Source organism: Flavobacterium sediminis, from assembly GCF_003148385.1.
GTDB lineage: Bacteria > Bacteroidota > Bacteroidia > Flavobacteriales > Flavobacteriaceae > Flavobacterium > Flavobacterium sediminis.
In genome coordinates, this window is sequence record NZ_CP029463.1 from 2,210,196 (window position 1) to 2,225,722 (window position 15,527).

At 31.6% G+C, this 15,527-nt stretch carries 17 protein-coding genes; 9 read left to right on the forward strand and 8 right to left on the reverse strand.

What is annotated here, in order from left to right; all coding sequences use genetic code 11:
* Positions 1 to 337: 337 nt before the first annotated feature.
* Positions 338 to 1,216 carry an AHH domain-containing protein gene (locus DI487_RS10210; protein ID WP_109569551.1) on the forward strand — a complete coding sequence of 293 codons (879 nt, stop codon included), beginning with the start codon at positions 338 to 340 and terminating at the stop codon, positions 1,214 to 1,216.
* 16 nt (positions 1,217 to 1,232) lie between these two features.
* Here the strand turns inward: DI487_RS10210 and DI487_RS10215 are convergent, their stop codons facing one another.
* Both DI487_RS10215 and DI487_RS10220 read right to left on the reverse strand, forming a co-directional pair.
* Positions 1,233 to 1,868 (reverse strand): imm11 family protein, encoded by a 636-nt coding sequence (locus tag DI487_RS10215; protein WP_109569543.1) that lies wholly within the window; start codon positions 1,866 to 1,868, stop codon positions 1,233 to 1,235.
* 8 nt (positions 1,869 to 1,876) lie between these two features.
* On the reverse strand, positions 1,877 to 2,206 hold the full coding sequence (locus DI487_RS10220; protein WP_109569544.1) for a helix-turn-helix domain-containing protein: 330 nt from the start codon (positions 2,204 to 2,206) through the stop codon (positions 1,877 to 1,879).
* Between the two features lie 148 nt (positions 2,207 to 2,354).
* Here DI487_RS10220 and DI487_RS10225 point away from each other — a divergent pair, with 148 nt between their 5' ends.
* The 3 genes from DI487_RS10225 to DI487_RS10235 all read left to right on the forward strand — a co-directional run bounded on the left by DI487_RS10225 (position 2,355) and on the right by DI487_RS10235 (position 5,774).
* Positions 2,355 to 3,944, forward strand: a complete 1,590-nt coding sequence (locus tag DI487_RS10225; protein WP_109569545.1) for a hypothetical protein — start codon at positions 2,355 to 2,357, stop codon at positions 3,942 to 3,944.
* 140 nt (positions 3,945 to 4,084) lie between these two features.
* Positions 4,085 to 5,005: a tyrosine-type recombinase/integrase gene (locus DI487_RS10230; RefSeq protein WP_170108196.1), complete on the forward strand. Its 921-nt coding sequence runs from the start codon at positions 4,085 to 4,087 to the stop codon at positions 5,003 to 5,005.
* Positions 4,998 to 5,774, forward strand: coding sequence for a tyrosine-type recombinase/integrase (locus tag DI487_RS10235; protein WP_170108197.1), 777 nt, complete (start codon positions 4,998 to 5,000; stop codon positions 5,772 to 5,774). Before DI487_RS10230 ends, DI487_RS10235 begins: the two co-directional genes overlap by 8 nt.
* Before the next feature lie 1,224 nt (positions 5,775 to 6,998).
* Here DI487_RS10235 and DI487_RS10245 read toward each other — a convergent pair.
* The gene (locus DI487_RS10245) at positions 6,999 to 7,793 is read right to left on the reverse strand and encodes a hypothetical protein (RefSeq protein ID WP_109569550.1); all 795 of its coding nucleotides are present in this window, start codon (positions 7,791 to 7,793) and stop codon (positions 6,999 to 7,001) included.
* A 324-nt stretch (positions 7,794 to 8,117) separates the two neighbouring features.
* On the opposite strand from DI487_RS10245, the gene DI487_RS10250 reads away from it, so the two are divergent.
* Together DI487_RS10250 and DI487_RS10255 are read left to right on the forward strand one after the other, a co-directional pair.
* A complete protein-coding gene (locus tag DI487_RS10250) occupies positions 8,118 to 9,101 on the forward strand; it encodes an RHS repeat-associated core domain-containing protein (protein ID WP_109569553.1) in 984 nt (327 codons plus the stop codon).
* Between the two features lie 9 nt (positions 9,102 to 9,110).
* On the forward strand, positions 9,111 to 9,683 hold the full coding sequence (locus DI487_RS10255) for a hypothetical protein (RefSeq protein ID WP_109569554.1): 573 nt from the start codon (positions 9,111 to 9,113) through the stop codon (positions 9,681 to 9,683).
* Positions 9,684 to 9,846: 163 nt separating this feature from the next.
* Here the strand turns inward: DI487_RS10255 and DI487_RS10260 are convergent, their stop codons facing one another.
* Positions 9,847 to 10,266, reverse strand: a complete 420-nt coding sequence (locus tag DI487_RS10260; protein WP_218925800.1) for a helix-turn-helix domain-containing protein — start codon at positions 10,264 to 10,266, stop codon at positions 9,847 to 9,849.
* 36 nt (positions 10,267 to 10,302) lie between these two features.
* Here DI487_RS10260 and DI487_RS10265 point away from each other — a divergent pair, with 36 nt between their 5' ends.
* From DI487_RS10265 to DI487_RS10270, 3 genes are all read left to right on the forward strand, one after another.
* Positions 10,303 to 10,911: a recombinase family protein gene (locus tag DI487_RS10265; RefSeq protein WP_109569556.1), complete on the forward strand. Its 609-nt coding sequence runs from the start codon at positions 10,303 to 10,305 to the stop codon at positions 10,909 to 10,911.
* Positions 10,912 to 11,213: 302 nt separating this feature from the next.
* Complete coding sequence (locus tag DI487_RS16065) at positions 11,214 to 11,363, forward strand: hypothetical protein (RefSeq protein ID WP_170108198.1); 150 nt, start codon at positions 11,214 to 11,216, stop codon at positions 11,361 to 11,363.
* A 6-nt stretch (positions 11,364 to 11,369) separates the two neighbouring features.
* On the forward strand, positions 11,370 to 13,022 hold the full coding sequence (locus tag DI487_RS10270; protein ID WP_109569557.1) for a recombinase family protein: 1,653 nt from the start codon (positions 11,370 to 11,372) through the stop codon (positions 13,020 to 13,022).
* Positions 13,023 to 13,105: 83 nt separating this feature from the next.
* On the opposite strand, the gene DI487_RS10275 is transcribed toward DI487_RS10270, so the two are convergent.
* The 4 genes from DI487_RS10275 to DI487_RS10290 all read right to left on the reverse strand — a co-directional run bounded on the left by DI487_RS10275 (position 13,106) and on the right by DI487_RS10290 (position 15,482).
* On the reverse strand, positions 13,106 to 13,522 hold the full coding sequence (locus tag DI487_RS10275; RefSeq protein ID WP_109569558.1) for a hypothetical protein: 417 nt from the start codon (positions 13,520 to 13,522) through the stop codon (positions 13,106 to 13,108).
* A 61-nt stretch (positions 13,523 to 13,583) separates the two neighbouring features.
* Positions 13,584 to 14,429, reverse strand: a complete 846-nt coding sequence (locus tag DI487_RS10280; protein ID WP_146193440.1) for a lipocalin family protein — start codon at positions 14,427 to 14,429, stop codon at positions 13,584 to 13,586.
* A gap of 1 nt (position 14,430) precedes the next feature.
* Complete coding sequence (locus DI487_RS10285; RefSeq protein WP_109569560.1) at positions 14,431 to 14,991, reverse strand: hypothetical protein; 561 nt, start codon at positions 14,989 to 14,991, stop codon at positions 14,431 to 14,433.
* A 17-nt stretch (positions 14,992 to 15,008) separates the two neighbouring features.
* Entirely contained in the window at positions 15,009 to 15,482 is a 474-nt protein-coding gene (locus DI487_RS10290) for a hypothetical protein (protein ID WP_146193442.1), read from the reverse strand.
* Positions 15,483 to 15,527 lie beyond the last annotated feature (45 nt).

Genomic DNA, 15,527 nt, shown 5'->3' on the forward strand with positions numbered 1-15,527 from the left:
TGTTAAATAAAGCATAAAAAAATATAATTATGAGTTATGTATATCCTATAAAAAGTAGTATTTTTGAGCTATAAATAACCAATATACGTTCTTATAAAAAATAGTAAAAGTTGCAGTAGTAGAGGCAAGCGGAAAAAGTTTTTTTTGGTGATTTTGCCCAAAAAGGTATACCCAAACTAACGAACACCCAGCAAAATAATGCAGTAGTTTTGACCCTTTTGGTCAGTTACTGCCAAACAGGCATGCAAGCTCAGATTCATACCGTTACGGCTTCCAAGGGCAAGAGAAAGACGACGAAATTAAAGGGGAAGGAAACTCCATAAACTACACCTTCCGTATGCACGACACAAGGGTGGGTAGGTTTTTTGCCATTGATCCGTTGTTTAGAAAATATGCTTTTTATTCTCCGTATGCATTTAGTGGGAATAGGGTAATAGACAGAAACGAGTTAGAAGGATTAGAAACTGGACCTCAATATTGGATGTCTATTAGTCCGACAGCTAAACAGTCTGGAATGACACCAGAATTGTGGCAGAAGCAGCTTAGTTCTTCACCTAATATGAAAGCTATTCATGGACTTTTAGATGGAGCAGGTTTTGTACCTGGATTTGGTGAGTTGGCAGATGGTACAAATGCTATTATTTATACTTATGAAGGAGACTACTTAAATGCTGCTTTTTCTTCAATAAGTTTAATTCCTCTAGGTGGTGATGCTACAGCTAAAGGGTTTAAATACTCTTTAAAAGTAGCTGGTTTTGAAGGTAGAACGTTTAAAAGTGCATGGGCAGCTAAAAAATGGCTTGGTAATGCGATGGAGTTTGGAGTTAAGTCAGCAGATGCTATTGCAAATAGAAGTAAGTTAGCAAAAGCGATAAACATTACTCAAAAAGGAATGCAGGCTCATCATATCATACCTGTTGAAGCTCTTACTAAAAGTGAAGTAGTACAAAAAGCTGTAGATGCAGGTTTTGACTTTAATGGTGTAGTAAATGGCATTGGTGTCAAAGCGTTAAACGAAGGGGGTACACATGCTAATCACCCAACATATACAAAGCAAATATTAGAGAATTTAACAAAATGGTCAAAAGAAAATGTTAATTATACAGGAGAACAAGCTAAAGAGTACTTGGAAAAATTTGCAGGAAAATTAAAAGATAAGATACAAAAAGAATCTGTAGAAGGAAGTACAAAAGTTAATGACTTAATTATAAAATAATAAAAAGGAAAGGCTCTTAGTTATTGACTGGAGCCTTTTCAAATTTTATACCTTTTATATTGTCTTTAATAAAAGATTGTGTTAGTTTTTCAGATAATATTATATTACTGAATAAATAAGGAAAAACAAAAAGGTCGTGTTCTTCTATTGTGTTGATTTTAATATTTTCAGCTTCAATCCACCAGTTAATATTGGGTAGTTCTTCTTTTTTTTGAATATAATCTTGATATGAAGTTAACTTTATATTATCTTCTCTAAAACCAACTTCAACAGTATAAAATGAACTATTTTTAAAATCAATCCAATTGATGATATCAGGTTGAACGAGAGCCATCCAATAATATTGATGAATTACCCCTTTATGGTCTTTAACCGGGCAGTTATAGAATTTATGGTTCATTATTTTAAAATCAGCTAATATATTTTTTACTTTATCATTGATAAGTAAACCATGTCCGGCTATAGAGGCTTGACTAAGTATATCTGTCAATTTAGCTCCTTTTTCAAGTGTTGCAGAGAGTATAGGTTCATTATCAGGATAGACATTATGTCTGAATTTAAAGGCTTCTTTTATTTTATCAAAAGCTACTTGTGGATAAACTTTACCAGTTTCTTTACTTTCGGCAGGTGTATCTAAAATGTAATACTGCATAGTGGTAGTTATTTATAAGTTTGTTGTGTTTTAAAATCACGTAATGCCATATCAATAAGACTAATGATATAGTTTTTATTTTCTTCTGATAAATTAGTAATACTTTCCATTCTATTAAGCATTTCTTTATCAAGTATAATTTTTGATTTTCCTGCTAAATAATCAATCGAAACCTCAAGAGCATCTGCAATTTTAATTACAACATCAATAGAAGGAGTTAAATTACTTCTCTCATATCTTCCGATTACATCACCACTAGTTCCAATAAGCTTACCTAAATCTGCTTGCGATAATCCTTTTTTCTTTCGGATGAGCATTATGTTTTCTCCTAAATCCATAATAATAGGTAGTTAAAAAGCCTAAAAAAGCTTTGTTTTGACAAAAATAAATGATTTAAAAGTCATAAACAAGTATGATAATGTTTGGTTAATTCGGATTGATAATTTACTTTTGTGAATTATAAGTCGTAATTATTTTTTTTTAACAATGGAAAAATCAAATCTCAACACCACCAACCCCAACCATTACATCTACGAAACCAAACACTTAAAAATATCCATTTTAGGAGGAATACGGTTTAATAATTTAGAAGCTTTACGAGTTACTCTCGGAATACAAAAACTAAAAAGCGAACAGGTTTTAAGACAGAATATTGATTTATATAATGACACCAGTATAGAAAAACTCACAAGAAAAGTAGCGGAGCGTTTAGAAATCGGCACAACGATAGTGAGACGGGATTTAGACCAATTAACCAATGAACTGGAAACCTACCGATTACAAGAAGTAGAACAACAAGGCAAATTATACGAAAAGCAAGTAAAAGTTTTAACCGAAAAAGAAGTGCGAGCCGCACAGGCATTTTTAAAAGCAGATAACTTGATAAACAGAACTCAAGAATTAATCGGACAATCAGGAGTAATCGGCGAAGAAACCAACCGATTATTAATGTACTTAATCTTCACATCAAGAAAAACCAACAATCCGTTACATTGCATCAGTCTAGGAAGTTCAGGAGCAGGAAAAACACATTTACAAAGCAAAGTAGCCGAACTCATCCCAGAAGAAGATAAAATAGAAATGACCGTATTATCGGCAAATGCTTTTTATTACTTCAACAGAACAGAACTACAAAACAAACTCATTTTAATAGAAGATTTAGACGGAGCAGAAAGTGTACTCTATCCACTTCGAGAGTTACAAAGTAAAAAGAAGATTACCAAAACATTAGTGCATAAAGACCAAAAAGGCGTAACAAAAACCATTCATTTAACAGTCGAAGGTCCAGTAAGTGTAAGTGGTTGTACTACTCAAGAAAGTATTTATGAGGATAACAGTAACCGTAGTTTTCTTTTATACATTGATGAAAGTGAGTTGCAAGATGAAAAAATTATGTTGTATCAGCGTGCCATATCAGCAGGACAAATCAACCACGAAGAAGAACATCAAGCAAGAGAATTATTAAAAAACGCTCAAAGGTTATTAAAAGTTATTACTGTTCGCAATCCTTTTGCCATGCACTTAACACTTCCGCAATCCGTGTTTAAACCAAGAAGAACCAACGCCCACTATTTACAATTTATTGAGGCAATCACATTTTACAAGCAATACCAAAAGTTCCACCATATCGACAAAGAAACAGGCGAAGAATACATCGAAACATCAATCGAAGACATACAAGAAGCTAACGAACTCATTAAAGAAGTATTATTAAGAAAAAGTGATAGTTTAACAGGAGCGTGCAGAAATCACCTTGAAAATCTAAAAGACTATTTAAAAAAACAAAATCAAACCCAGTTTACCAATAGTGAAATCAGAAGAAATTTAAGAGTAAAAGAAACCACACTTAGAAGATACAACAACCAGTTATTACTAGAAAACTATATTAAGAAAGTACAAAATAAAACGACTAAATCTTATGCCTATGAAATCACTAATCCCGATGAATACCAAGACTTAAAAGCTATGATAGATAAGGCATTACAAGACTGTATGGTACAAATACAACTCGCCAATGAGCCAACAACTAACCACTCCAAAGTGGCGAGGTCAAAACCAACAAAATCAATAAGTTAAAATTAAAAAGTTGTCAGGATGCAAAAAACAATACATACCCCATAAAAAATGAAAGTTATAAAGTATTAGTAAAAGATTTTGAGAACTGGCTAGATATATTAGGTTACAGCGAAAGTACCATTAAAAATTTACCTAGTCACTTGCGGGAGTTTTTTCACTACTTAGAAAACGAAAACATCAATACAATAAACAGTTTAACAGTTCAACAAATAAAAGACTATTACAATCATCTAAAAACAAGAAACAATCAAGCCCGAGAAGGAGGATTAAGCAAAGCGTATTTAAACAAACACCAACAAGCACTTTTTAAGTTCAACGATTATTTAAAAGAGCACAATCACAAAGGCATTAATATACATTTAAAACGAGAAGAACAAAACCAAAGAGATAGTTTACAAATCCTAACCCAAGACGAAATCAAACAATTATTTAAAGCAACCGATTATAGCAATGAACAAGAAAGAATTAGAAAAAGAGATAAAGTAATTTTAGTGTTATTATACAGTTGTGGTCTGCGTAGAAACGAAGTAGTTAATCTAAAAATCAAAGATATAGTTTTTGATAAAGAACGCATCCACGTTAGAAAAGGAAAGAATTATAAAGAGCGTTTTGTTCCCATAAATGAATATAATTTAAGAATAATAGAAGAATATATTTACGATTATCGACCAGCATTTTACAATTATAAACAAACCGAATATCTATTAATCAACTATCGAGGAAAACCACTACAAGGACAAAGTTTAAGTAATCGACTAACAGCAATCGCACTGATAACTGAAAACCGTGAACTGATAACTAAAAATATCACACCACACATTTTAAGGCATAGCATCGCAACACATCTTTTAGAAAAAGGAGCCAAAATAGAAACCATCAGCCAGTTTTTAGGGCACTCAAGTTTAGAGAGTACACAAATCTACACGCATTTACTAGAACACAAAGCAAAAACCAATAACGATGAACAATTACACAACATACTTAGAGAAAAACGGTTACAGCAACAAGAGTATTCCAGCATTCCTAAAGGCTACAGAACGCCTAAATATATGGATGAATAAATACGGAACTACAAAAGAAAACATCGACTACAAAACCTTTTTAAAATATGTAGAGGAAATCAAAAAAACAGGAATAAAAATCAGAACTTTAAAAACCTATATCGGAAACTTAAAAATATACTTCAATTATCTACAAGAAAAAAATTACAGAGCAGACAATCCCATTACCAACATCAACATAAAAGGAACAGTAAAAACGGTATTAGGCAATCTACTCACAGCCGATGAACTCGAAGATTTATATTATTCTTACGAGACCAAAGACAATGATCTAGCTAGAAAACGCAACAAAATTATTATCGGATTATTAGTCTATCAAGGCTTACAAAGTAAAGAACTTCAATACTTAAAAGAAGAACACGTAGAGTTATACAAAGGCAAAATACAAATTCCAGAGAGTAAAAAAACCAACGGCAGAACATTAGAACTCAAACCCTGGCAACTCATGGAACTAATGGAATATTTACAAAAGATCAGACCACAAATAACGCCAAAAGGAGAAGAAAGTTTATTTACATCAAGCTATGGAAATAGTAATTTAAGCAATGTTTTAAAGAAAATAAGCGAAGAATTAAAACTAATCAATTACAACTATCAAAATGCCATACAAATCAGAAACAGCGTCATCGTAAACTGGCTCAAACAACACAAGTTAAGAAAGGCTCAATATATGGCAGGACATCGTTACATAAGTAGTACAGAACGCTACAGGCAAGACAATTTAGAAGAACTTCACGAGATGGTCAACACCTTCCATCCCATACAATAAACCCTACAATTTTAACATATTTTAACAACTAAACGCCAAAAACAACTAAACTTTTAAAAACCAACACATTAAACCAAAAAAACGTTCGCAAAACGAACCGTGGCAGGACGTAGTTACTAAGCGAAGTCCAAGCCGAATCCCAAAATAGGAACGCTCCGCTGAGTTCTTTGCGCCCGCCCAGTCCGAGCTTCCCCTGCAATGGCGTTTTCCACCCCACGCTTAGCCCTTGTTTACCCCGAGTAAGGCACATTGTTTTTACCCTTTTATTTTCCCAAACCCACCGCGCATAAAAGAGATAAAAACAAAGCGCCTTACCCCCAACCGATAAACAAGCGCACCCCAAAAAACGCCCCAAGCTATATTTACATAGTGCATCGAGCATTATGGTTCATAAAAAAAAGTTCATAATTGATTAAAAGATATTTTTATGAAGCCATAATTTGCACTATGTAAAATAGCCGCACACCCCAGCGCCCACCCGTTCCCCCCGCCACACCCAACACCCATTTGTCCGGTATCAAAATAATGCGGAATCCAAAGGCAAAAAACCACCAAAAAACCACCCGAAACCCCGAAAAGCAAAGAGTAAAAAAACACCAAATACAACACCATCAAACCCCTACGGATAAAATCTAACGAATCTTACAGATAAAATCTAACACCTTAAAATACAGTTATTTAAAATTCTTTGTTCAAAAAAACATCACAAAATTACGCCTGTCTCCCCGAAGGATCACAGCCTTAAATCTTTGCTCGTTTTTTATCACAAAAATTTAAAAAAGCAAAACGGATGCACTTTGTGTGTTCAATCGCCACAAGGCTATGCTCATTTTTTTAGAAGATTACCAAGGGAAATCCGATTATACAACAACGTTTGATTACTGGTAATCTTCCAAAAAAATCGAGCCATCCGTTTAAACCAACCAGCCGACTACAGGCAAACCCCGAAGGTAGTTTTATACCTGCCTTTTGATAATGGATAAATACATACGATTTTTAGCTTTAGATTTTTTGAGGCTTAGCTATAGATAACCCGAGGATAAGCCCAGTATAAGCCCACCATAACTCCACTAAAGCCGACTTTATCAAAGAGATAAAAAAAGGATAAGTTAACTACATCAGTAAGTTAAACTATCCTTGAAATAATGATTTTAAAGCGTTTTAAGCACAAAAAAAGCCCTCGGTCACCCGAGAGCCCAGTGGTCAATAAACAGGCTTTAAACCTTAAAAAACCTCTACTATCCGCATAGCGTTACCTTGAGCCAGTAAATAATCTACGCCATCTACTTTTTGGTAAAACTCAATACCCAAACACGCTACCACGCTAATACTAGCATCAGGAACCAATCCGCCAGGAGCGGTAGCCGTTAATGTGATGGTTGTTCCGGTGTTGTCAATAGGCTGAATAGCACTATAGGAAGTAATCCCCAAACTATTTTGGTCGGGTACATCCGGCTCATAGCTTAAGGTACTGTTATCATAACTGTAATCCGACAACCAACCCACAGCAGCTGCAATACGAAAACCTGTAGCACCTGCGGGAGCATTGATAAAGTTTATCGGAATAAAACTAGGAATTGTAAAGGTAATCTCCACACGGTCGGCATCGGGCGTAACGGTAAAGGGAGCGTTGAAAACCGAAGTAAAACTAATCTTGTTGTTTAGTTCCAATCCTTTTGCTTGTGTTTTATTAGCACTCAAAGCAATAGGGCGTTGTCCACGAACTCCTGAAGCTTTTGCATTAATCGACTTAAAAAGTCTGGTTAAAGAAGCTGTTAAAGTACTTCCGCCCATTGTTTGAATAACACTACTCAAAGCCGTTCTAAAGGCTTTACCTACTTTAGCAGAACCGCCAAACTCTGCATTGTTCTCTCGTGTTCTCACAAAGTTAGAACCCGTAGCTATCTGTTCTTTGGAAGCACCACCTGCGGTTCTTGCCAAATACTCACCATTAGAAGTATAAAAACTCATACCTCCAATATTACCAACTAACTTGATAACGCCTTTTTGCTTACTCATAACATAAAAATTAAAAGGTTACTAAATAGGTAGTTGTAGAGCCATAAAAACCGCTTTTACCAGTATAACAGCAAGTTGTGTACCAATATTGCGTAAGTTCCTGTTAAATAAAGCATAAAAAAATATAATTATGAGTTATGTATATCCTATAAAAAGTAGTATTTTTGAGCTATAAATAACCAATATACGTTCTTATAAAAAATAGTAAAAGTTGCAGTAGTAGAGGCAAGCGGAAAAAGTTTTTTTTGGTGATTTTGCCCAAAAAGGTATACCCAAACTAACGAACACCCAGCAAAATAATGCAGTAGTTTTGACCCTTTCGGTATGTTAGTACCAAACAGGCATGTAAGCTCAGGTTCATACCGTTACGGCTTCCAGGGACAAGAAAAAGACGATGAGATTAAAGGGGAAGGAAATTCTTTAAATTATACTTTTAGAATGCATGACCCGAGGGTGGGGAGGTTTTTTACTACTGACCCATTGGAGAAAAAATATCCTATGTTAACACCTTATCAATTTAGTGGTAATAGACCTATAGATTCAAAGGAAATTGAAGGAATGGAAGGATTTCAATATACGAAATACGAAACTATAAATGGGCAAAAAATTCCAATTAAACAGGTAGTGGAGGTAGATGTGGTAGTCTTAGTTACTAATAATAGTAAAGATAAAATAAGTTTTAATGTTGGGACTGGTGAAAAAATAGAAAAGATATTGAATGATAATTTTAATCCAACTGAAGTATATGAAGATAATTGGTATAATAGAACTTTTAATAAAAAGAAAATAGGCAAGAAGAAAAGAGAGTATACTACAAATATTGAAGGTCACACTGTTCCAGTTGAATTTGTATTTAATGTGTCTGAGCAAATTTATCCAGGTTCAGGAGATGATGACGGGCGTAAAGAACTCCTTAGAGTAGCGACTTTAAAAAATACAGAGGAAACAGCTTTTACTTCAACTGATGGAGATGTAATAAGAAGAACAGTAACTGTTGGGCAAATAAAAGACATTAGAATGGGGGATGATTCTACTATTGCTAGTTCAGGAGGTAATCGTATTGCTTTTTTTAGAAATAATTTATCTGCCATAGTACATGAAATTATTCATAATTTTTACTCATACGATTTGAGTCTAGATATGGGGAATTCTCCTGTATATCATGCGAATGAAAATATAGGAGGAGGAGGAGCAATGTTATATGGGACAGGGTCTGGTAACCCTCCTTCACAAAATAATGTAGATTTTATCTTAAAAACAGTTCCGTCAATAGATGAATCAGAAAAACCAATTGATGAAAATAAATAAAAGAGAACTATGAGAATACATACATTTATAATTATTCTTTTTATACTTTTCACTGGTAAGATATTTTCGCAAGAAAGTTTTGAAGGGTATATTCTATGTATAGATAATGAACAAATAGCAGAAGAGGTTTATAATGAGTATTATTTTCTTCCTCTTGATTTTAACAAAAACAACATCTCGTTTAATAAAGAAACTTTAGAGCATAAAGATGATAAATTAGAACTTAAGGTTCGGAATTCAGGTGGTAGTAAGGTTTATAAATTTCCATATTTATTTAAAAGTAATGATTGTATAGAGAATCCTCAAAAAGATATTTATTATTATGTAGACTTAAACCTTGATCTTGTTTTTTTTCATTATAAGAGAAAAGGTTATACCATTAATAATGATTTTTTCTTAAAAAAAATAAAGAAGAATAATTTTTTTGTATGTAAAATTAAATTTCAAGGTTGTGAATTAATAGATAGGGATAATCTAAAATCTGAGATTTTAAAAATATTTGTTTATTCAATACAAGAAATTTCTGTTGTAGGCGATGAAGAGAAAGAATCGATAATTCAATTTATTAAATGCCGTCGATAATGGGGTAATGGTTCAAAATGGTGCTTTTTGCATATGATTGTTTTTAAATATTTATTATCAGTAATATAGATAGATAAAGGGGGTAATGTTACAGAGTTAGTGATGTAATTTTTAAGAAGTATTAAATAAAAAAAGCCTTGCATTGAGCAGGGCTTTATTGTTTTTATAAGTTAGCAAGGTTTTGCAAGTTGTCTTTTAATTTTTTCTTTGTAATTAAAGAATCTATGAGTGTATAAATAGATTTTTTTTCATCATCATTAAGCGAATCCAATAATTTTAGTTTTTCGATAAGTGTTTTATCATAGGCGTTTACATCGCTAAAAATCTCATCAGCATTAAACAGTTCCGATAAAGATACATTAAGAGCATTAGCAATTCTATAAACTACGGTAAAAGAAGGGTCTGTTTTACCGTTTTCAATACGGCTATACTGTGGTTGTGGCATATCTAATAATCCTGCCAGTTCTTTTTGCGAAAGTCCTTTAGCTTCTCGTACTCTTTTAAGGGTATGCTTGAAAATAGCACACTTTTTTTGTTTAATAACCTGGTTTTTAGGTGTATAATTTTGCCACCCTAAAAATATACACTATATTTGTCATGTAATATAAAAATATAAGCCATGACAAAAGTAAAATACATTAGAGTTTCTACCACAGAGCAAAACACAGGTCGCCAAGAAACAAATTCAAAAGAATTTTCAAAAGTTTATATTGACAAGGTTTCGGGTTCTGTTAAATTTTCAGAACGTAAAGAAGCAAGTAAACTGATTTCAGACATTGAAAGTGGAATTGTAACCGAAATACATACGTCAAGTATCGACCGTATCGGACGTTCGATAATAGATATTTTAACGATGATTGAATTCTTCAATGAAAAATCGGTAAAAGTTTTTGTTGAAAATATTGGAATGTATTCGCTTATTGATGGCAAACCAAATCCAAGTTTTAAGATGATTGTAAGTGTTTTGGGTAATGTTGCTGAAATGGAGCGAAACAATATGCTGGAGCGACAAAAGCAAGGAATCGAATTAGCAAAAGCCAAAGGAACGTATAAAGGTCGTCTTTATGGAACTCGAATGAGTGATGATGAGGTGCTAACAAAATATAAAGTGGTTGTTCGTGAGTTGAAAAACGGAGAATCATTAAGGCGAGCATCAAAAATAGGAGGTTGTAGCTTAGGAACAGCGCAAAAGGTACAAAGTATATTAAAACAGAAAGAAGTGGTTTAAAACCGCTTCTTTTTTGTTTGTATAAAATTTTGTAAATTAAAAACTTGCAACAAGACCGATTATTGCGTAATTTTGTATAAATAGCTTTAAAAGAGTACGTTACGGAATGTTTCGGAAATTATTACTTAGTGTTTAAGTAATCTACATCGAGGTGGTATCCTCAAAATAATCAAAATTATATTTTTTAGAAAAATCCGAGAAAACCTGGGCTGGAATTACTATGCCTAATTTCAAAATGTTAAAAAATATGATTTTAATAATCTCACGCAGTAAAAAATAGGGAAAGTGCGTAATGTTTACAAGTGATTGATAAAGTTGATGAAAATGATATAAAAATAACAAACGATGAATTAAGAAAGTTTACAGGATTTGAAAATGTTTCGGACTTAGAATGTGAAGAAATAATCGAAAGTCTATTAAAATTAGCGGTTATAGTATATAATTTAAAATAAAAAGTTATGAGTTTAGATAAATTTAAAAAGTTTCAAAAAGAAAAAATAGAATTAGTTGTATCAGTAAAAAGAATTTGGGGGTACACGAGAGTAAGTAGTAAGGAGCAATCAAACAACTACAGTTTAACAGAGCAAGAACAAGATTTAAAATTATTTGCGAAAAAGAATGATTATGAACTTGAACAAATTTTAGGAGGTTCTTATGAAAGTGCAAGTGGAGATTTTTCAAGAAAAGAATTTAAAAGGTTAATTGATGAGGTTCGTAAATCTAAAAAAAGACCATTTGCAATAGCAATAAAATTTATAAGCAGATTTTCAAGAACTGGAGATAATGCAATTGGTATTGTTCAAGAGTTAGTCGAAAAAATGGGGGTTCACTTAATCGAAACCTCAACAGGGTTAACGACCGAAAATGAGTTTGACAGGCTTGAAGTATATAAAAAGCTTTTAGAAGCTAAAAAAGAAAATCTTGACAGATTGGAAAAAACATTACCAGGTATGAAAGCATTGTTAAAAGACGGAAACTGGTTAGGTAAAGTGCCTAGAGGATATACATTAAGAGGTAGAAAAGTTACGGATTATTCTAAATTACAAGAGCACCAAGAAATCTTGATTAATGAGGAAGGAGAGCTATTAAAAAAGGCTTGGAAGTGGAAATTGATGGGAGAAAGAGATTTTGTAATCATGGAAAAATTGGAAAATTTAGGATTAAAAATATCTAAACAGTCATTAAGTAATATGTGGAGAAAGCCATTTTATTGTGGTGTTATTGTAAATGCTTTACTTGATGAGCCAGCCAAGGGAAAATGGAAACCAATTGTAAGTGAAACGGATTTTTGGAAAATTCAAGAAGAATTGGATAAAAATAAAGTCAACTCTAAAAAAGAGTTTATTAAATCTAAAGTTCATAACAAAAGACCTCTAACGGGATTTTTAAGATGCGAATGCGGAGAACCATTAACCTCTTATGAGGTTAATAAAAAGAAATTACATTATTATAAATGTCAAAAATGTAAAGAAGTAAGTTTTAATGCAATTACAACAACAAAATCTAAATCAAAAGGATTAAACAACTTATTCGAAGATTTATTGGCTAATTATACACTGAACAATCAATTTATCGAACCACTAAAATTACAATTAAAAAAGTTGTTTGATACTATGAATAATGAGGGTTTACAAGAATTGAAGTCATTAGAAGCAAAAAAAGTTGAGGTTGAAAAAAATCTTGAAAATTTGGAATTACGAAATATTTCTAATTTAGATTTTTCACAGGTAACTTATAAAAATTTTAAAAATAAATTTAAAAGTGAATTGGAACTTATAAATGAAAAAATTGAAGATGCTTCTCAAAAAATATCTAACCACAAAAATTTTATAGATAAATCAATTGCAATTCTTCAAAACACTAGTAAAATATGGAGTGAAGGCGATATAGAAAATAAAATTAGAATACAAAAATTGGTTTTTCCTGAAGGACTGTCCATTAAGGCAAAAAACAGGCAATATCTAACCAATAAAGTAAATCAGTTATTTGTGTTAGTATCAAGTATAAAAGGACTTTCAGGAGAAATAGGAAATGAAAAAGTCGGCGATGATGCCGACTTGTCTCCTTTAGTAGCGGGAACTGGACTCGAACCTGTGACACTTCTGACTTAATTATCAACTATTTACAAGATTAATAATTTTTTGTATGCCTAAAAGTATGCCTTGACAAACTCAAAACCACTAAAATTGAATACTCAACTCTTGAGTAAAATTAGTAAATGTTTTTGGATAAATCTTGGCTTACCATAAATAACTATAATTTGTTTCTTCTTAGGGTTGTAACTTGAGAAGTACATAATTCTCCATACTTTAAATTTTGAACAAAATTTATCAACTTGAATCTGTTTAGTTGCATTTTGTACCAGGAACTCATTAACAATATGCAAATCCTTTACTTCAACTTTTTTAAGTGTTAGAATGACTGCTGTTAAAAAATCTCCATTAAATATAAGTTCAGTTTCATGTGTAATATAGTTCAGAAAATAATTAAGTTGTTTGCCTATATATTTATAGCTGTGATAACCACTTAACCTATCATCTAAAGCATCTAATTCAAACTCCCAATTTTCATGTTGTTTGTCTATTTTGAAAGGTAAATTAAGTTGTTTCATTTAAATCCTGGTATAAAAAAACCACCCTTATAGAGTGGTTTTGAATATTTGCAATGATTTTTTAAAAACTATGTGTTTGAAAATCAGTTGTGGTAGCACCTGTAGTTTTATTATAGGTAAAAATAACTTCATGCCAAGTATCAGTACAAATCAAAAGCATCCCAATATTTTCTTCAAATATAACTTCATTATATGAATTTTCAATTTTTACTGTAATGTTATCTACTCCTGTACCTTTACCACTATTTGAATCATTAGGATTAAAATTTTGTAATTTAACTTTTACTGAGATAATATTTCCATCAAGAATTTCATTATAACTTAAGTTCCAATTACTGTCCTCTTGAAAATTATGTTGATTAACAAGATTACCATTTGACAGAAAGCTAACATTAACATCTACAGAATTGTATAAAGGAGAACCTGTTGTTGTACATTGGTCTGTAAATGCTGAACCAGTAAAAGTAAGTTTAAGTTCATCTGTTGGGCTTGGTGAGTAACCCTCTTTAAAGTAGTCTCCTTCATAGGCATCTTCATTTGGATTTCCAGTTGGTAAAAATTCCATTTTATTCTGATTAACAATAACAACTTTCTGAACAAAAGTTAATGATACATTTTCAGGAAAAATCATAGTTAAAATATCACCTTCAACAGAAAATGTTCCAGTTTCACTATCATAGTTATTGCCTGGACTACCATCCCAATATGAATAAATCACTTGACCATTGCTATTAAATGTAAATGAATTGTTTATTGTGGGATTTGTAGAAGGGTCTTCAAAATACCATTTCCCTAATAAACTTTGGAGTATTTGATTAGAGCTGTTATCAGAATCATCATTGCTACAACTTGTTGAAAATACTAAACTAACAAGAGAAAATAATAAGAGTAAAATTGTTTTTTTCATTTTAATTATATTTAGATTGTTTTGCAATTAATTTTATAAGTTTAAAAATACCCAAAAAATGTTTTGGTTCAATATAGAACTCAAAATCAAAATCATTCCCCAATATTGGTCTAACTTTTTGTAATACTTCATTTTTATCTGTAATGAAGAAATTATCATTTAAAAGCTCAAATCTTAATTCATCAATATTTGATTTATGATTCATTACAGAATTAGCCCATTGGCTAAATAATTCAGGATTTTCAGATTGGGAAACATAGCTATCAAAAAATGCAATATAATCTTTATTGCATTTTGCAATTTCTACTGTCTTTTGTAATGTTTCATAAAGTCTTTTAAATTTGAATGCTTCTGCATAAACCTTTTGGGGGCAATTTAATTTATGAATCCAATGTAAATCATCATCACAAATTTGACATTTATTATTTGTCTGTATTTCACAAACCAAATCATAATCTTCTTTCCATCTTTCCAATAATCTATTTATTGTATGAGCATCAAAAAGATTATTTTCATTACATAAAAATTTCAAATGGACTTGAAGTGGTAATTTTGGATTCATCAATAAATTATTAGTAACTATATGTGTGATTTTTGTTTTAACAAATCAGTTATTTTTAACTGAACTTCAATAATTTGAGGTATGTCATTACTTTCATTTTGCATTTTTGAAAGTGGACTGCTATATAAAAAACTTGTTGTTTTTGAACCCCAAAGCTCCATGTTATATTCCTGATATCCTACAATTTCTTTAAATAATCTATTATAGTAAATTACTCTCTGATTTATTAATTCAAGACATTCTTTTTTATCAATTTTGACATCAAAATCTTTTCTACTGTCTCTCAATTTATTTATATAAAACATAAAAGTGTCTCCACTTTTAGGAGCTAAAATAAACCCAATTAAAATCATTGCTTCAAACTCTCCTTGCTTTGTAAAACTGGGATTACTAAAAACTTTTGCTCTATTTAAACATAAAGAATAAAACTCATTTGTATCTCTATCATATAGATTATTAAAAAACTTAAACATAATATCTGAGTATTTCATTAATTATAACAAATATAAGTACTGTATCAAAATTGATAACAATAT